This is a genomic window from Rhizobium sp. 42MFCr.1 (assembly GCF_000377185.1).
GTDB classification, from domain to species: Bacteria; Pseudomonadota; Alphaproteobacteria; order Rhizobiales; family Rhizobiaceae; genus Rhizobium; species Rhizobium altiplani.
Genome location: NZ_KB897869.1, coordinates 16,737 through 34,995 on the forward strand (window position 1 = coordinate 16,737; position 18,259 = coordinate 34,995).

Annotated in this window: 14 protein-coding genes and 1 pseudogene; 3 read left to right on the plus strand and 12 right to left on the minus strand. The window is 58.7% G+C overall.

All coding sequences use genetic code 11. From position 1 onward, the window contains the following. Window positions 1–52 precede the first annotated feature (52 nt). From C934_RS0128935 to C934_RS0128985, 11 genes are all read right to left on the minus strand, one after another. Window positions 53–1,492, minus strand: a complete 1,440-nt coding sequence (locus C934_RS0128935) for an ArnT family glycosyltransferase (RefSeq protein ID WP_245268042.1) — start codon at window positions 1,490–1,492, stop codon at window positions 53–55. 77 nt (window positions 1,493–1,569) lie between these two features. After that, the gene (locus C934_RS0128940; RefSeq protein ID WP_018860013.1) at window positions 1,570–2,652 is read right to left on the minus strand and encodes a glycosyltransferase; all 1,083 of its coding nucleotides are present in this window, start codon (window positions 2,650–2,652) and stop codon (window positions 1,570–1,572) included. Between the two features lie 254 nt (window positions 2,653–2,906). After that, on the minus strand, window positions 2,907–4,334 hold the full coding sequence (locus tag C934_RS35370; RefSeq protein ID WP_018860014.1) for a mannose-1-phosphate guanylyltransferase/mannose-6-phosphate isomerase: 1,428 nt from the start codon (window positions 4,332–4,334) through the stop codon (window positions 2,907–2,909). Between the two features lie 63 nt (window positions 4,335–4,397). Next, on the minus strand, window positions 4,398–5,816 hold the full coding sequence (locus C934_RS35375) for a phosphomannomutase (RefSeq protein WP_018860015.1): 1,419 nt from the start codon (window positions 5,814–5,816) through the stop codon (window positions 4,398–4,400). 309 nt (window positions 5,817–6,125) lie between these two features. After that, window positions 6,126–7,010, minus strand: coding sequence for a glucose-1-phosphate thymidylyltransferase RfbA (gene rfbA / locus C934_RS0128955; protein WP_018860016.1), 885 nt, complete (start codon window positions 7,008–7,010; stop codon window positions 6,126–6,128). Between the two features lie 45 nt (window positions 7,011–7,055). Further along, window positions 7,056–7,931: a dTDP-4-dehydrorhamnose reductase gene (rfbD, locus tag C934_RS0128960; RefSeq protein ID WP_018860017.1), complete on the minus strand. Its 876-nt coding sequence runs from the start codon at window positions 7,929–7,931 to the stop codon at window positions 7,056–7,058. A 3-nt stretch (window positions 7,932–7,934) separates the two neighbouring features. Beyond that, a complete protein-coding gene (rfbB, locus tag C934_RS0128965) occupies window positions 7,935–8,990 on the minus strand; it encodes a dTDP-glucose 4,6-dehydratase (RefSeq protein ID WP_018860018.1) in 1,056 nt (351 codons plus the stop codon). Between the two features lie 35 nt (window positions 8,991–9,025). Further along, complete coding sequence (gene rfbC / locus C934_RS0128970) at window positions 9,026–9,583, minus strand: dTDP-4-dehydrorhamnose 3,5-epimerase (protein ID WP_026372171.1); 558 nt, start codon at window positions 9,581–9,583, stop codon at window positions 9,026–9,028. A 454-nt stretch (window positions 9,584–10,037) separates the two neighbouring features. After that, window positions 10,038–10,928, minus strand: a complete 891-nt coding sequence (locus tag C934_RS0128975) for a DMT family transporter (protein WP_018860020.1) — start codon at window positions 10,926–10,928, stop codon at window positions 10,038–10,040. 81 nt (window positions 10,929–11,009) lie between these two features. Continuing rightward, on the minus strand, window positions 11,010–12,038 hold the full coding sequence (locus C934_RS0128980) for a DUF3095 family protein (RefSeq protein ID WP_018860021.1): 1,029 nt from the start codon (window positions 12,036–12,038) through the stop codon (window positions 11,010–11,012). A 69-nt stretch (window positions 12,039–12,107) separates the two neighbouring features. After that, the gene (locus tag C934_RS0128985) at window positions 12,108–12,503 is read right to left on the minus strand and encodes an Ohr family peroxiredoxin (protein ID WP_018860022.1); all 396 of its coding nucleotides are present in this window, start codon (window positions 12,501–12,503) and stop codon (window positions 12,108–12,110) included. Between the two features lie 227 nt (window positions 12,504–12,730). On the opposite strand from C934_RS0128985, the gene C934_RS0128990 reads away from it, so the two are divergent. From C934_RS0128990 to C934_RS0129000, 3 genes are all read left to right on the plus strand, one after another. Then, entirely contained in the window at window positions 12,731–14,038 is a 1,308-nt protein-coding gene (locus C934_RS0128990; protein ID WP_018860023.1) for an epoxide hydrolase family protein, read from the plus strand. Window positions 14,039–14,094: 56 nt separating this feature from the next. Continuing rightward, window positions 14,095–14,502, plus strand: coding sequence for an Ohr family peroxiredoxin (locus C934_RS0128995; protein WP_026372172.1), 408 nt, complete (start codon window positions 14,095–14,097; stop codon window positions 14,500–14,502). Window positions 14,503–14,597: 95 nt separating this feature from the next. Next, entirely contained in the window at window positions 14,598–17,492 is a 2,895-nt protein-coding gene (locus C934_RS0129000) for an ATP-binding protein (protein ID WP_018860025.1), read from the plus strand. A gap of 347 nt (window positions 17,493–17,839) precedes the next feature. Here C934_RS0129000 and C934_RS0129005 read toward each other — a convergent pair. Then, window positions 17,840–18,130, minus strand: a pseudogene (locus tag C934_RS0129005) (LysR family transcriptional regulator substrate-binding protein); the annotation flags it as partial. Window positions 18,131–18,259: the final 129 nt, after the last annotated feature.

The window sequence follows — 18,259 nt, forward strand, 5'->3', positions numbered from 1 at the left end:
CTGTGGGAAAAAGCCGGAGGCAAGCGACGCAACACGCATCTCACAAGCAACACTATGGTGATGAGCTAACGCTTCCCTCGCCGAGTTTCAGCAATCTGTAAGGAGCCACGTTGGCGCCCACGTCGCGGTAGGCTGCAACGTCGGCAGCACAATCTTCACTCGCGAGCAGATAGTCGCGTGGTGCCGACGATGGATCGTCGAGCGCGACATGGAAGTTCCGCTGGAGATAGCCGTGAAGGAGCCAATCCTCGTGAACGGAGCCGCATGTCGAAACCACGACACTGCAAGACGACTGAGACGGACAAACTCGCGAAGCAATCCTCTCTGCAATCTCGATTGTTGGCTGGTGCTGCCCCGGCAGCCCAATATGAAGGGTAACGAAGAACAGAGACAGCCCGAGAATTCCCGTAAAGATCCACTGCGCGATCAGCAGCGAGCGAATAGGCAACGTGTCGAGCATGCCCAATAGGACAGGGGCACACGCTGTCGCCAAGGCTGCGGAGAAATACGGCAAAGAGGGGTTAAAATAGAAACTGGACACGCGTGGGCCAGCCAAAAGCGGCAATGAGGCCGAGAACCCGATCAACGAAAAAAACAGAATTCGTCGCAGACTCTCGTGCCGGGGGCCTCTCTCAGCGATCGGTCGCCGCACCATGCGACCGATCAGGAAAACAATCACCGTCAAAAGCAACGGATAGGCATTGACCCGCACGAAGGTGCGGACTGCTGCTAGCCCGGCGCCGTTGTGCCCGCGCTCGCCCGACAGGCTGGTCATAAGCTGAACCGAGACATAGCGTTCGATCGCTTCCCTGGGACCTTCCATCGTCCACAGGATCCCAAATACCACAAGGATCACTCCACCAATCATGATGGTGTCGACGAGAGCGGCAAGGAAAGTCGGGCGACGAAAGCTTACCCAATAGATACCCGGCGCAGCGAGGGGGAAAAGGCCGACTGGCCCCTTGGTCATCAAAGCCAGTGCAGTCAGCAAGCCGGCTCCAGCAACGAGACCTAGCCGACACCAAAGCCGGCGCTGATCGTACGCAGCAACCACAAAAAAAATAGCAAGCGATGTGAAAACGATAAGAAGGTTTTCGAGTATTCCGTTAGCGAACCCCCAGGAGAGGCGCCCGGCGACAATCGTAAAAAACACAACGACTGGAGTAGCCCGGCGCGCGTCCATGTCAGCGCCACTCAGGCGGCGCCATGTCAGTACGATAACGGCCAAGCTTGCGGCACAGGTCGCCAGAGAAAAGAGTTTGTCGACGATCACGGTATCGCCGAACAATCTAAAAACAAAGGACTGCAGCCACATCATAAGAGGCGGATGCTCGGCGAACACTGGAAATACGGTCTTGGAGAACTGTGGCGCCCAAACGGTTCCCACACCCTCGGCAAGGTTGCGCGCGATGCTTGAGTAGATCAGCCCGTCAAGGAAGAATGATTGCTGCACGATATCCAGCAGCAACTTGAGGCAGATCGCGATGGCCACGATCAGCCACAGAACTGTCGTCACTCGTGCTGCTATCGCTGCTGTCGTCTCGTCACCAACAGCGGTGCGTGTCGCGTTTACTTCCATATGAACCTGTTTGCGATCACAAATTTCCAAACCGTATCGATGGCAATTCCAGCAAGCGTGGCAACGAACACGACATGAACCAACCGCTCATAGGTGAGTGTTGCCGCCGATACGTTTGCGACGATCCCCACGGCCGAAACTCCCAGAAACTTCAAGTAGCCCCACAGCTTCCCCCATCCTCGCAGACGGCGGTCCCGAAAGGTCAGGAGGTTGTTCAGAAGAAAATTGCCGGTGGCGGCAATCAGGGTGGCAACTGTCTGAGCGACGGCAAACGGAAACGATAGCGACAGAGCAGCATAGAGAACCGCAAAATGAACAAAGATCCCCGAGCCCCCCACAAGAAGGAAGGAAATGAGGCTGACAGGCAAAACTCCCCCCGTCAGCTTGCTGAGGAGAAAGGTAGCAAACTTCCAGATGACATAAACGTCAAGCTTCGACTGCCCACTCAACCGAACGCCGAAATCGAACGGCACCTCCGCGTGTCGTAAGGTCTTGTTGGAATGGAGAATATCCAGGAGCAACTTGAACCCAGGATCTCCCAGACGTGGCGCGGTCTGAAGGAAGCTGTCACGGCTGATGATGAAGAACCCGGTCAGTGGATCTGAGAGCTTTCGACCGAGCACGATGCCACTTAACCAGTTACCGAAAGTCGACAGTTTCTGCCTGAGCGGGGACAGCCCCGCCATTTCCTCATCGCGTTCCAGCCTTCGGGCAGCACTTACAATGTGAAGCCCTTCTCTTTCCAGCCGCTCCGCCATCTCGTTGATCACCGCTGGATCGTGCTGGCCATCAACGTCCATAACGCATAGCAACTCGCCTCTGGCGGACAACATCCCTTGAATACTGGCTTTGGCAAGGCCCCGATCACTTAACCTGGTTATCGACCGAATCCGGTGGTCTGTCTTGGCCAGGTGAAACACTTTCTCCGCTGTGCCGTCCGGCGAATTGTCGTCAACAAAGATGATCTCCCAGTCGAATTGGCCGAGAACTTCTTTTGCTCTTTCAATGAAAGGCAAAATGTTGTCCGACTCATTGTAAGTCGGCGCTATAACAGAAAGACTTCTCTGCGACACCAAGAACTCCAGACGAAAATCCCTTGGCCAATAGCAAAGCGCCAGCAATGCTACAAGCCTTGCATGCACCGATTCCACAGGTACGAACGCCGCAAATCAGTGCAGCCGTTTTCCGTGACGATGACGCCCTAAAGGTGTCGATGTTGCGGGGCGGCCCAGCCGGACGGCCCCCTTGAACGAGTCCATGAAGGCCAGTGATGCTCCTTCCGCTCCGTCAATCGGAAGGATGGCGCCGCGCCGGAAGCGTCGGGGGTTTATCCCCGTCCGAACTCGTCGGAAACACGGACGATATCGTCCTCGCCGAGATAAGATCCGGTCTGAACCTCGATCATCTCCAGCATGATACGCCCGGGATTATAGAGCCGATGCAGCTCGCCCTGCGGGATATAGACCGACTCGTTTTCACGCACGAACGTCACCTCGTCGCCGACCGTCACTTCGGCAGTGCCCTTGACGCAGACCCAGTGTTCAGAACGGTGGAAATGCTTCTGCAGCGACAGCTTTTTGCCTGGCAAGACGAACAGGCGCTTCACCTGGAAACGATCGCCATTGAACAGTGACGTATAACCGCCCCAGGGACGATAGGAGGTCGGGTGGGTTTCCGTCAGGCTCGATGTTTCCTTCGCCTTGGCGAGGTATTTCACGAGCTTGCCGACTTCCTGGGCTTCGTCGAGGCGACCGACATAGACGGCATCCTCGCTGGCGATGACAGCCACATCCTTCAATCCTTGAACCGCGAGATGCGAGGCACGCGACAGGACAAGCGAATTCTCGGTGTTCATGACGGTGGCATGGCCGATAACGACATTGCCGTTCTCGTCCTTATCACCGAGCTTCCAGACGGCATCCCAGCTCCCGAGATCCGACCAAGCGAAGGCCGAGGTGACCACGGCGGCATTGTTGGTCTTTTCCATCACCGCATAGTCGATCGAAATATCCGGGCTTGCCTGGAAACTGGCCTCATCGAGACGGACAAAATCAAGATCGACCGTGGCCTTGGCGACAGCGGCTTCCGCAGCCTCGTACACGGCGGGCGCATAGTTTGAAAGCTCATTCAGGAGCAGGTCGGCCCGGCACATGAAAATGCCGGAGTTCCAGAAAAAGCCACCAGCGGCCAGCATCTCTTCTGCGGCGGCAAGCTGCGGCTTCTCGACGAAACGCTTGACCTTGTGCGCGCCGGTCGAAAGCGCATCGCCCTGCTCGATATAGCCGTAACCGGTGGCAGGCTCGGTCGGCTTGATACCGAATGTGACGATCTTGCCCGATGCGGCGGTCTGGCGCGCAGTCGCGATCGCCTCGCTCCAATCCTTGCCTGCATCGATCTCGTGATCGGAGGCCAGAAGGTGGAGGATCGCGTCCTCGCCGAACTTCTGCTTCAAGTGGAAAGCCGCGGCTGCGATGGCGGCAGCCGTGTTGCGAGCGACCGGCTCGAGGATGATGGCGGACAGATCAACGCCGACTTCGCGGGCCTGCTCGGCCACGGTGAATCGAAAATCCTGGTTGGTGATGACGACAGGTGCCTCGTAGGCCGCGGTGTCGGTCACGCGCTCAAGAGTTTCCTGGAACAACGTCTTTTCATCGACGACCTGGATGAACTGTTTTGGCGCGTTCGATCGCGACAATGGCCACAGGCGGGTGCCTTTACCGCCAGCCATGATGACGGGAATGATCTTCTGGGTCATAAGTAATCTCCGGGTACGCACGGACCGTGTTTGTATGGGTTCAACCTTCAATAGGCAATCGGGTCACTGCGATTTTGCCCAGTCGCGAACAAGCGAAAGGCCTTTTTCAAGCAGCGAGGAAGCAGCCGTCTCGTCTTCAGCTTCAACATAACAGCGCATTTCGGGCGCATTCCCTGAAGGACGGAAGTGAACGATGGTGCGATCGGCCAATGTAACGCGCAGGCCATCGATATCGCTGACGGAGCCAACGGCGCCGAGCGGTTTTAGGAAAGTCGCCAGGTTTGCAGGAGAAGAACGCAGATGCGCCATCAGCGCAGCGCTCGTCTCGACGGCAAAATTCTCGAGCCGGTCGGCGGCCGCTACCGGCAGGTGAAAATCGGCAGCGATCGCCGAAAGCGACTTGGCCAGCTGTTTGGCCAGAAACAACGTCGCCAGTACCGGCAAAAAGCTGTCGCGCGTCGGAAGAGCGGCGAGCGTTCCGTTCGCCACCGCGAAATCCGACTGCGTCAGCACGCCACCATTGGCCTCGAAGCCCATCACCGCCGTTTCGCCCGCTGCAGTCGCCTTGTTCATGCCTTCGATAACGAAGGGGGACCCGACCTTGGTGCGGGTGACGCGGTAGCTGCCGGCCGCCTCGATGCCGGAATTGGAGGTCACAGGGGTGACAACGACCTTTGCTTCAAGGAAGCGCGCAACGATAAGCCCGAGCAGGTCACCGCGCAGCGGCGTACCCGTCTCGTCGGCCACCAGCGGCCGGTCGCCGTCGCCATCGGCCGAAACGATAGCATCGAGACCATACTCCCCAGCCCAACCGCGCATAAATTCAATCGTCTGCGTTGACACGGCTTCTGTATCGACCGGGATGAAGTGATCGGACCGTCCGAGAGCCACGACGTCCGCACCATAACCGGCGATGACGTCAATCAGGCCATCGCGGGCGACCGTGCTGTGCTGGTAGACGCCGATTTTCAGGCCGGCAAGTGCGCCGGCCGGCAGCAGCGCGCGGTTGCGCGACAGGAAAAGCTCAATGGCCTGGTGTTCTTCGTTCTGAGCAGTGCCAGGGGTCAGGTCAACGATCGTGTCGCCGATCTCGGCCGCGATACGGGTGATTGCGAGCTCATCCGCCTTGTCGATCTCGCCGTCCGGGCGATAGAATTTGATGCCGTTGCGATCTGCAGGGATATGCGAACCGGTGACCATCAGCGAGGCGCAGCCTTTCGACATGGCATAAAGCGCCAGCGCCGGCGTCGGGATCGCGCCGCAGTCGATCGGCTGCAGGCCGGCGCGTGCCAGTGCTCCGATGCAGGTGGCAGCAATGTCAGGGCTTGAGGGACGATAGTCGCCAGCGACAAAAATGCGGTCTCCCGCCTTTGCTAAACCGGCATCCAGCAGGTGTCTTGCAAAAGCGGTTGCGTAGAGAGCCGATGCATGGCCCTGAAGATCGGTTACAAGGCCGCGAAGGCCGCTGGTGCCGAATTTCATGAAGTTCCCTAACATTCACTGACTTAGCGCCTACGTCGGTAAGCCGTCATGCGCGAGTGTCAATAGATTAGCGAAAGATATCGATAGTTTTCCAACCAACTGAGAGCGGATTGGCTGTGTCGCGCGATCTTTCGCCAGTCAAGACAGTCGATTTCTCTGCGGACGTCGTTATAGAGAGGAGCGGCGCGTCACTGGGCCCTGCCGAGGCCCGAAATCTGGGTGAGAGGTCTGGCGCAAAACCTGCAACGCGATCGGCCGGCCACGAAGACGCTCGACCCTTTGCTATCCGCCTAGTGGTGGCCGACGCGATCACAATTCAAAGTCGTATTTGGTTCTTGTCAGCTTCACCAGGTACTGGCCATAGGCGCTCTTGCCAAGTTCGTAGGCAAGATTTTGCAGATGGTCCTCATCTATGTAACCCATGCGATATGCTACCTCTTCCGGGCAGGCGATCTTGAAGCCCTGGCGCTTTTCCAGCGTTCCGACGAAGTCGGACGCGTCCAACAGGCTATCGGGCGTGCCTGTATCAAGCCAGGCGTAGCCACGGCCCATCAATTCGACCGTCAATTGGCCGCGTTCAAGGTATGTGCGATTGACGTCGGTGATTTCCAGCTCGCCGCGCATCGACGGCTTCAGGTTTGCGGCAATGTCGATTACTTGCTTGTCGTAAAAATAGAGGCCAGTAACCGCCCAGTTGCTCTTCGGCTTGGCCGGCTTTTCCTCAATCGAAAGAGCCTTCATGCTGTCATCGAACTCGACGACACCATAACGCTCCGGATCCCTGACGTGATAGGCGAAAACGCGCGCGCCCTCGACCGTGGAAGCACTGGGACGAAGAAGCTGCGGGAGACCGTGGCCATAATAGATATTGTCGCCAAGGATCAGCGCCGACGGGTTCGATCCGACGAAGTCGGCACCGATAATAAAAGCTTGCGCCAGGCCGTCAGGACTTGGCTGCACTGCGTATTCAATGGAGATCCCCCACGGGCTGCCGTCGCCGAGAAGTCGCTTGAACGCTTCGCTGTCGTGAGGCGTGGTGATGATCAATATCTCCTTGATCCCGGCCAGCATCAGCGTAGTCAGCGGATAGTAGATCATCGGCTTGTCGTAGACCGGCATGAGTTGCTTGGATACGGCTTTAGTGATCGGATAAAGGCGTGTGCCGGAGCCACCGGCGAGAATGATACCCTTCATGCTTTTTCCTTCCATGGGTAAGGAGGAGCTCGAAAGCGCCGATCCCTAGAGCAGACGGTCCAACACGACCCGTGTGGATTGCCTCCAGTCGGGTAACACGAGTCCATAGACCTGTTTCAGTTTGTCGTTAGAAAGCCTCGAGTTGGCGGGACGTTTTGCCGGTGTCGGATAATCCATAGTCGTAATGCGGCCAACGGATACTGCCTTGCCACTCTTGGCCTGCAGGCCAGCGAAGATCGCCTCAGCAAAATCCGCCCAGGTCCCCTCGCCGCTTCCGGTCAGGTGGAAGACGCCACGCAGCTTCGGGTCTGGATCGGAACAGAGGCGCGTTGCTATGGCAATCACGGCGTCAGCGATATCAAGCGCGCTGGTCGGCGTGCCGTGCTGATCGGCCACCACGTTCAAGGCATCGCGGGTCTCTGCCAGTCGCAGCATGGTCTTTAGGAAGTTGGCGCCGAAGGGTGAATAGACCCAGGCAGTGCGCAAAATGACATGGTTGGGATTGGCAGCGGCGACGCCCTCCTCGCCGGCCAGTTTCGAACGGCCATAGGCGGAAACCGGGCCAGTCGCATCCGTTTCGACATAGAGACCCTGCTTATCGCCGGAAAATACATAATCCGTCGACAGGTGCACGATCGGAACCCCGAGCTCCTTTGCCACTTCCGCTATTGCCGTTGGGCCTTCCGCATTGACGACGAAGGCCAGCTCCTCTTCACTTTCGGCCTTGTCGACGGCCGTATAGGCGGCAGCGGAGACGATCACTTCCGGCTTGATCTGCGAAAGGACTGCGCGGATCGACGCCCGGTCTACGAGATCCAGTTCCGGACGGCCTACGGCGACGATCTCGACACCGGCCACCGGACCGCGCTCCAGAAGGGCCGAGACGACCTGGCCCTGTTTTCCCGTCACGGCAATGCGCATGGCTCAGCCCCTGTTCAAGACACCAAGACGCTCGCCTGAATAGACGCGCTGCCGCAATGGCTGCCACCACCACTCGTTCTCCAGGTACCAGCGCACCGTCCGCTCGATGCCGGTGTCAAAATCTTCCTGTGCCTTCCAGCCCAGTTCAGTTTCCAGCTTTGTGGCATCGATAGCGTAGCGCGCATCATGGCCGGGCCGGTCGGTGACAAAGGTGATCAGCTCGGCATGCGCCTTTGCCTGTGGGCGCAATTCGTCCATCAGCCCGCAGATCCGGGTGACGACGTCGATGTTGCGGCGCTCGTTACGGCCGCCGACATTGTACTTTTCACCGGGACGGCCGCGCGACGCAATCAGGTCGAGCGCGCGGGCATGATCCTCGACGTAGAGCCAGTCGCGAATGTTGACACCCTGGCCGTAGACCGGCAGCGGCTTGCCATCCATGGCGTTGAGGATGATCAGCGGGATCAGTTTTTCCGGGAAGTGGTAAGGTCCGTAATTGTTCGAGCAGTTCGACACGACCACAGGCAGACCGTAGGTACGATGCCACGCAATCGCCAGGTGGTCGCTCGCTGCCTTCGAAGCCGAATAGGGCGATGACGGATCGTAAGCCGTAGCCTCCTCGAACAGTCCCTCGTCGCCTAGCGATCCGTAGACCTCGTCGGTCGAAACATGCAGAAAACGGAACGCCTCCTTGCGATCAGCGGGCAGCGCGTTCCAATAACGTCGTGCCGCTTCCAGCAGGGTGAACGTGCCCATGACATTGGTCTGCACGAAGTCGCCAGCACCACTGATCGAGCGATCGACATGGCTTTCGGCGGCAAGATGCATGATCCGGTCCGGCTGGAACCCATTCATCGCCTCCGACATCTTTGGAAGATCGCAAATGTCGGCCTTCAGGAACCGATAGTTCGACGCGCCTTCGATTTCCTTGAGTGAAGCAAGATTGCCGGCATAGGTAAGCTTGTCGACGTTGAGCACTTCGGCGCCGACCTTCTTCACCAGATGCCTGACGAGCGCCGAACCGATAAAGCCCGCTCCGCCGGTTACGAGAATGCGCATGAATTATCTCCGCTCGTCATCCGTTGTGGTGCCTATCAGTATTTGAAAGACGGCGGCAAATCCGCCAGTTTTGGTTGTACCTTATCCTTGTCCGACAGGACCACACTGTCGACCGGCACAGGCCATTCGATACCGATCTCCGGATCGTTCCAGAAAAGACCGCGGTCGCTGACAGCGCTGTAAGGAGCCGTCACCTTGTAGGAAATGACGCAGTCCGGAACGAGCGTCGCAAAGCCGTGGGCAAAGCCTGTCGGAATCCACAGTTGTTCGCCGTTTTCGTTCGAAAGCTCGCACCCATACCATTGGCCATAGCTCGGCGATCCCAGACGGATGTCGACGGCAACGTCGAAAATACGGCCGGCGAGGCAGCGCACCAACTTTCCTTGAGCGAACGGATCAAGCTGGAAATGCAGGCCACGTATAATGCCAACGGTCGCAGAAAGAGATTCGTTCTCCTGCACGAACGTCACGTCCGCGACATTTTCGCGAAACCAGCCGTCCTTGAATACTTCCGAAAAATATCCGCGATGATCACCCAGCCTTGTGGGAGTGATCTTGGTCAAACCGGCCAGTGGCAAAGCCCCGATTTTCATCATGCACCTGCCCGCTTCTTGGGGCCTTTTCTCATTTGCTCACATCGGCCTGCAAGAGGCATCTCTTTACCGCCCAGATTTGTTCAAGCTTGGATTGTGCCTACCGGCAGCCATTTCGCTTGAGACGTTGTACCCATCACACTTTCCGAGGATATTGGCCTCGATCACATTCAACAACTCGACAAATTGATGGAAGCCGAAAACAGGTCGCCTTCGGCCACCAGACCTCCGAAGCGGCCACTCTTTCGCCAAAGACTCTGCTGGGCATCGGATGGCGGCCGAATACTGAAGGCACCGAACCTGAGAAACCAGTCGCAGGCTCAGGCTGACGGACCGAGGTGAGGACCTGGCAAAATCTAGTCGGGCGCTGGGGATTTTCTGCCGTTTCGAAATCGAGGCTGAGATTGGATCTCCTGCGGTATCTAGTCAACTACCGACTTTGTGGAGGAAGAAGTCATGCCTTCACGGCTCGGGGTGCCTTCCAATTGGTAAGGTAAACCCCAGCGGCGACAATCACCGTGCCAACGATCAGTGGAGGGGTAAGTGGCTCGCCGAACGCGATGAGAGCCTGAACCGCTACCGTAGGCGGGCAGAGATAGATCAGGGACGCAGCGCGCGAGACCTGACCTCGGCGGATCAAATAAAGAAGCAGTGCAATACCTCCCACCGATATCCCGAGTACCGACCAGGCCAGAGCGGCGTAGGTCTCGAATGTGCCATCGAAGCGGAACGTCTCGAAGGCGAGCGCGAAGGGAGCGGTCAAGGCCAACGCACCAAGATATTGCAACGTCGCAATTGCGGTCAGGTCACCAGCTTGAAGGTGCTTCTTCTGATAAATCGTCCCGTAGGTGACAGCGAACATGGCCACCAGATTAACGGCGAGCGGAATGCCAGCGTGAAGGAGATCGGACGCATCGGGTTGCATGAGCTTCGGCGAAATGGCGACAGCGATGCCGACGAAGCCGAGTGCCAGGCCGGCCGTCTGTGAAGGGCGCAGCCGCTCGCCAATGAGGATGCTGGCCGCCAGTGCCGTGAGAAGAGGCTGCATGGCGGCAACGATGCCGGAAATGCCGGCCGGCACCCCGTGTGCTACCGCCCACCAGACACCGCCAAGATAGAAGCCGTGCAAGAAAACACCCGAATAGACCGCCCGCCACGCCAAAGTGCCCTTGGGCCATTTCGCCCTGATGAAAACGGAGATAGCGCAGAAGGCAACCGCCGAAAGCGCGTAGCGGATCACAAGGAACGAGAAGGGTTCGGAGTGCAAAGCCGCGTACTTCGCAATGATCCAGCCAGTTGACCAGAGAAATACAAAAATAGCGGGAGCGAAACGGTCGAGGGTCATGAATATCTCTAATGTTCGAGAGCTGTTAGCAATTGTAAATATTGTTATTTTCGGATTCAGGCCGACGTTTTGACGCTCACTTCAACGTTGATGCGCATGCCTTTGTGCCTCGAGCAATGAGGCCGCGGCGGTATAGCCGCCCCCCATACCGTCCAGGAAGTGCAGATGGGCCCCTCGAGCACCGACTGGCACGAGGCAGGTCATCAGCGCATGAGATTGGCGATGCATGCCGAAGTAGACTTCGCCCCGATCGTACGCCGACGTCAGGAGCGCTTCGACGTCCTTGATCTGCTCCGGCATACAGTCCAGGGTCAGGCGAAGGACATCGTCGTACCTCCTGTAGTCGGAATTCAGAACGACGTCCGTCCACCCCTTGCCGCCGAGGTAATCCGCAACGGAGTTGGTGATCACAACATCCTCGGGAACGGGACGTGATGAGCCATCCTCTTCACCGAGTAAGGCAAGCAATCGCCTTGCCAGCATGGTGAAGGCCTCGGGGCTGATGTTGTCCTGTGGCTCAACCAGAAGGGAGAGGATATCGCCACGCCGACTGGGGATCGGTGCCCACTCGCAAGTAAGCCCTCTCAGATCAGGCGTTGCGTATTCCTCGCACGGCAGGAGCGCGTGATTTCCAGCTTTGATCTCCCGGTCGGCCCAGTTCAGCCCGCCGCCGGCGAACATGGCGTATGTTGCCGTCTCCGACGCGGCGTAACGTGCGACTTTCACATCGCTTCCGGCAGCACGGATGTCTTTCACGGCAACCAGGCCGATCCTGAGTTTGAGCTGCAAATGGTCGCGGGCGTAGCCTGCGACGCGCCGCAGGACCCCGACCGCTGTTTCTCGAACATCGGGATCGAAGGCAAATGCAGCGCCGTCACCGCGAAACACGAATGGAAAATCGAAACTGCCGAAAGCGTTGCCCAGCGCCGCAATTGCCGAAGCGCCCGCGTAATTGACATCCTTGAACTGCCCTCGGGCAATAGCCGAGGTTGAATCGACGACGTCGGTGATGCCAATCAGCCAGTCGTCGGGCAACGGTGAGTAGCTTGTCGTGTCCAGCAGTTCGCCGAAATCACTGCTGGCGTCGAGGTGTCGGAATGCCTTGTCCATTGAAGCCTCCTACATCAAAGATTTGCTTGCCTGACCTGCCATCGTGGCAGGCCAGGCCAGGGGCTTCCGTTAGATGAGGGTTGTCACAACATCGACGTTGCCATGCGTTGCCTTCGAGTACGGGCAGATGTTGTGGGCCTCATGCAACAGCTCGGTTGCTACCGCGGGATCGATACCAGGTACGCTTACGTTCAATCGAGCGCTGAGGAAGTACGAGCCCTCCTCCAGGTTCAGGTCGATCTCGGCGTCAACCGCGACGCCGGCCGGAAGCTTGATGTGCTTCAGCGATGCCGCATACTCGATGGCACCCATGTAGCAGGCCGACCAGGCGGCACCGAACAGGTTTTCCGCGGCTGGATGAGGCTGTGTCATCTTGATGTCCAGGTGGCCATCACTGCTGCGTGCGCCGCCGTCGCGGCCGTTTGTGTTGTGCGTCTTGCCCGTGAACAGAACCTTGCGTGTCATGGCGAAACTCCTCTGTGTTGGTTGAGTGTCTGCACCGTTGTGCTGCCAACAGAAGTACTTCCGCACGACCGAAATCGCACGTTAGGCGTTGTTAGACGTTGATTGCCGCAGCCCTCCAACAAACAAGGATTAACAACGCCTAACGTGAGCTTCGCAGCTCCGCGGCGTAGCTTTTCGGGCAGCACAACGGTGCAGACTCTCAACCGCCATTCTCGAGGAGAGAGACCATGACCACCACCAAAACCGAAATTATCGACCTCGATCGACGCAGACTTTTGGGTGCCGCCGCAACCGGCATCGCCGCGCTCGGTATCGCAAACGTGTTTCCTGGGCGTTCAATCGCGTCGACCGATCCCGAAGCAATCCGCCCGTTCCGGGTCAACGTTCAGCAAGCCGATCTTGATGATCTGCGTTACCGGCTTGCCCATACCCGCTTGCCGGAGAAAGAAACGGTAAGCGATTTCTCGCAAGGCGTGCCGCTCAAGACGATCAAGCAGGTCCTCCAGCATTGGCAAAAGGACTACGACTGGCGCAAGGTCGAGGCCCGGATCAATAGCTATCCGAACTTCATCACGCAGATCGACGGCCTGGATATCCATTTCATCCACGTTCGTTCAAAGCATGAAAACGCGCTGCCGCTGATCGTGACACATGGTTGGCCGGGCTCGATCGTCGAGCAACTGAAGATCATTGGCCCTCTCACCGACCCGACTGCCCATGGGGGCGATGCCTCTGACGCGTTCCACGTCGTCATCCCGTCCATGCCCGGCTATGGCTTTTCCGGAAAGCCCGACGCCACCGGTTGGGGGCCGGAACGCATTGCGGCCGCCTGGACTACCCTGATGCGGCGGCTGGGATACAAGAACTTTGTCGCCCAAGGCGGCGACTGGGGTGCGGTGGTCACCGACATGATCGGCGTGCAAGCGCCACCCGAACTGCTCGGCATCCATACGAACATGCCGGGAGCAATTCCCGTGGAGATCAACAACGCATCCTTTGCCGGCGCTCCCGCTCCGGAAGGCTTGTCGGACGAGGAGCGGAGTTCCTACGACCAGCTCGTCTTCTTCTACAAGCACGTCTATTACGCCTTCCTGATGGGAACGCGACCGCAGACGCTGACCGGGTTGGCCGACTCGCCGATCGCGCTTGCGACCTACATGCTCGACCACGACGCCCGAAGCCTTGAATTGATCGCCCGTTCCTTCGACGGTCAGAAGGAAGGTCTCAGCCCGGACGACGTGCTCGACAACGTCACGCTTTTCTGGCTCACCAACACAGGCGTATCAGCCGCCCGCCTCTATTGGGAAAACAAGCTCGCTTTCTTTGCGCCCAAGGGCGTCAAGGTGCCAGTCGCGGTTAGTGTCTTCCCGGACGAGCTTTACCAGACGCCGCGCAAGTGGGCCGAAGCCGCCTACCCCAACCTCGTCCACTACAACAAGGTGGCAAAGGGCGGTCACTTCGCGGCCTGGGAACAGCCCAAGCTTTTTGTCGATGAAGTGCGGGCCGGGTTCCGCAGTCTGCGGAAGTCTGGCTGACCTTTGTCCGGCGCGCGCATATGCGCGCGCCTCCCTCGTTCACCCGGGGTACGATCATGCAACATGTGCATACTGCCAGGACAGAAACGATTGGCAGCCGAGAGAACGGATTCGCGCGCAGTTCGGACGGGGCTCTCGATATCAGGCTTTCAAACCCTGCCGGCAATCGGCTAGGCACGAACCCGGAGCAGCTTGTCGCAATCGCCTGGTCGGCGAGTTTCGCAAGTTCATTGAAACATGTCGCCGACATCAGGCGGATCAAGCTTCACGCGGATGTCAGGATATATGCCAATGTGGAGTTATCCTCCGACGATCAGGGATACGTCGTCGGCGTTCGCCTGGATATCTACCTGCCCGGCCTGAATCGGGAAATTGCATCTGCTTTGGTTGAAGCTGCTCGGCTTGAATGCCCATACTGCCGGGCGACACACGGCAACATCCATGCCTTCTACAATCTCGTCTAAGTCCCGAAGTGTGCAAACCGGATGTTGAGCCACCGTGGCTCCGAAAAAGAGGTTGGAGTATAAACAGCACGGTGGAGTTGGTTAGGGGGCATGAAATGACGCGGGCGACAGGCGATGCTGCAGGTGACCTGTCCTTCGGCCCTTTTTGTCTGAATGTGGGTCAGCGCCTCCTCGCAAAGGAAGGGGTTCCTGTCGAACTTGGCGCGCGGGCGCTGGACCTACTGATCGCTCTTGCTTCGGCTCCCAATACGCTGCTGACCAAGCAGGAGCTAATGTCGGCGGTCTGGCCCGACGTCATCGTTGAGGAAGGCAACCTGCGCTTTCACATGACCGGGCTGCGTAAAGCCCTTGGCGATGGGCAGGACGGTGCACGCTACATCACCACCATCCCCGGCCGCGGCTACTGCTTCGTTGCCCCGATTTCAGGCTCGTCCGCTGCGCTGGTCCCCGGTGATGACGCGGTGAAATTCAGGCACGCCAATCTTCCCAACCGCTTGGAACGTATGGTCGGACGTGAGAGTGATATCCTTGACCTTTCCGAGAGGCTGTCGAGATTTCCTGTCGTTTCCATTGTGGGAGGTGGAGGCGTCGGGAAGACTACCGTCGCAATAGCATTGGCCAATCAACTGGCGGGAGCGTTCGATGGAGCTGCGGTGCTTGCTGATTTCGGGACGCTAAGCGATCCATCGCTCGTTTCGCCCGCGCTTGCGTCCATGCTCGGAATACCCGTCGGCTCCGATGACGTGCGCCCCAGTTTGCTCGCCTACCTCAGAGATAAGCGTATCCTTCTTGTGTTCGATACCTGCGAGCATCTGGTCGATACGGTAGCAGACCTTGCGGCAAGCATAATCGATGCCGCGCCGCACGTCCGCATCCTGGTCACGAGCCGCGAAGCCCTCAGGATTGAAGGCGAAAGTATCTACAAGCTCGACACGCTGGCCTGCGCACCGGTCGATCCGGAAATGACTGCCGAGAAAATTCTTTCCTATCCGGCTTCCCAGATGTTCGCCGAGCGCATCGCCGCGAGCGGAGTGCCGTTGTCCCTCACCGACGACGATGCTCGCATCATTGCGGCGATTTGCAGAAAACTCGATGGCATGGCGCTTGCGCTGGAACTGGCCGCGAGGCGGGTCGAGGCCTATGGCCTCTCCCAGACGGCTGCCCTGCTCGATCAGCATCTTGCCCTGGCATGGGTGGGATCGCGCAACGCGCCGCCACGTCAGAAGACCCTGCAGGCGACGCTCGACTGGAGTTTCGGGCTGCTGTCCGACCTCGATCGCACCGTTCTTCGGAGACTGGCCATCTTCGTTGGCGATTTCACGCTTGATGCCGCCTGGGAGGTGATCGCAACACCGTCTCTTGACCGGCCTGTACTCTTTGGTGCCATCGACAGCCTTGTTGCGAAGTCGCTGCTGAGCGCGAACTCGTTCGGCGCGATGATGCGCTATCGCTTGCTCGACACAACGCGCGCCTACGCACTCAATAGCCAGATTGAAGATGATCTTGCCGACCTGGCTGCCAGCCACGCCTCGTACTACCGACGTTGGCTGGAGCAGTTTGGCCCGGACTGGCCAAGGCTCTCGAGCGGCCCCGAACGGCTGCCCTATTTCCTTGGCATCAATAACGTCCGGGCGGCCCTGGAATGGGCGTTCGGCGACAGCGGCAATGTCGATGTCGGTATCGGCTTGGCTGCCGCGGCTGTTCCGGTATTTCAGGCGATGTCGCTCTTTCCGGAATGCCAGCGCTGGTCCGAACGCGCTCTTTCTGCAATGGGCGACCATCATCGAGGAAGCCCTGAGGAGATGCATCTTCAGGCTGGCCTTGGAATCTCCCGCATGTATCTCCACGGCGGCCATGACGCGCTCCCTGCGCTCACGAGGGGTCTGGAGATTGCCGAAGGTCGAGGGAATGCGGTCGATCAGCTGAAGGTCCTCGGCCCATTGAACATGTTTCATCTGCGAACGGGAGATTTCAAATCGGCGCTCCAGTGTGCCTATCGCTGTTCTTCCGTCGCTGAGGCGACCGAAGAGCCGTCCGCGATTTCGCTTGGGCACTTCTTTCTGGGCAATTCATTGCACTTCGGCGGCGAACTTGGCCGTGCCAGGCTCGAACTGGAGGCTGCGTTAGCGAGCGATCCGCTTCCCAGCCGCGCGCCGGGAAGCTATGTCGGTTTCCAGGGACGCGGGCTAGCAGGCGGAATCCTTGCCAGGAATCTCTGGCTTCAAGGCTTCCCTGACCAGGCGGCAGTCCAGGCGCGGCAAGCGATCAAGGAAGCGGCGGAGGCGGATCATTCGTTGACACTTTGCATCGCGCTGCTCGGTGGCATCGCCGTTTTCCTCTGGCGCGGCGACCTGGAGAGTGCACAAGAGCACATTGATTGGCTGATTTCGCGTGCCGGGCTGCACTCGCTCTCGCCATACGTGTCAGTAGCGAGAGGCTTCGAGGCGGAAATAGCTATCCGCCGGGGAGACCCCAGCGCAGGCGTCGACAGCCTCCGCCGATGCATCGAACGACTGCATGCCTCCACCTATGAGGTCTTCACCACGATGCTTGAAATCTCGCTGATAAAAGGGTTGGCGGCGCTCGGCAAAGTCGACGAAGGGTTGGAGCGGGTCGAGAAAGCCATCCAATCGGTGGAAACCAAAGGGGACTTCTGCTACGGCCCGGAACTTCTTCGAATAAAGGGGAACCTTTTGGGGGCGATTTCCGCTTCGGATGAGGCACGCCATTGCATTGCAGGTGCCATCGCCGCCAGCCGAAAGATGTGCGCACGCGGTTGGGAACTGCGCGCCTCGTGCGATCTCGCTGCACTCGAAGCGGACCTGGGAAAGAAAAAGGAAGCCGCAACGATCCTTCGGCTAGTCCTTGATGAGTTTGACGAGGGCCACGACACCGACGATCTGCGGGCAGCCAAAGACATGTCGATGCACGGCGGTGATGTGCCGATCGTTATCGAGGCATCGCACGAGCGGCCAACAGGTCGCCCATAAATCTGCGCTGAGCGGTGGGAGGGTTCGCGCACCGCGCCACCTCCTCTCCAACTGCTTGACGAAGGCATACTGACCCAGCGGGGAGGATTGCCCTCTGTGGGTCGCGAGGGCGCGCCACTGGCAGTAGGCCAGACCCAATAGAGGCCGCGACCTGTTCCAATGGCTATTGAGCCGTGGTTTGGATCGCCCGTCCAGACTCGAATGGCCAGAACGGCAGCGGTAGACAGGACAGCCGCTACGGGATGGTGTGGGTGAAAGCCCGAAAATCGACAGACAGGAAGGCATGGGCGGCTCAGCCGCGGCACCGGCAGGTAATAGCTGTTCCTGGCCGCGCCAACTGTGAACAACTATTGCCGCCCTGCCCTTGCCAGCGACCTCGCAATATCGACGATATCATCACGGCCAGCGGTTGGATCTTCTCTGTTCCAGGCAATGCCAAGCCCGATCCTAAAGTCGATCCCGCTTACCTTCTTCAGCTCGAAGCCGCGATTGGGAAGATCAAGCGTCCACTCCGGGGCAAAGCCGATGCCAAGCCCGGCAGAGACTAGCGACACCAGCGCATAGGTGTCATCGCAGCTGAAGGCAATGTTGGCGGTGAGGTCGTATTCGGCGAACTTCTCATTGAAGTAGCGCTCGGTTGTATAATCGCATTCCATCCGTCAAGAGGGGTTGAGCATGCGGTATCCTCACCGGGTTGAAGGAAGGCAACGCGGCGCAATCCGAATTGTCGGTTTGGCCCTCAGCGGCCATGTCCTTCAGAGCTGTCC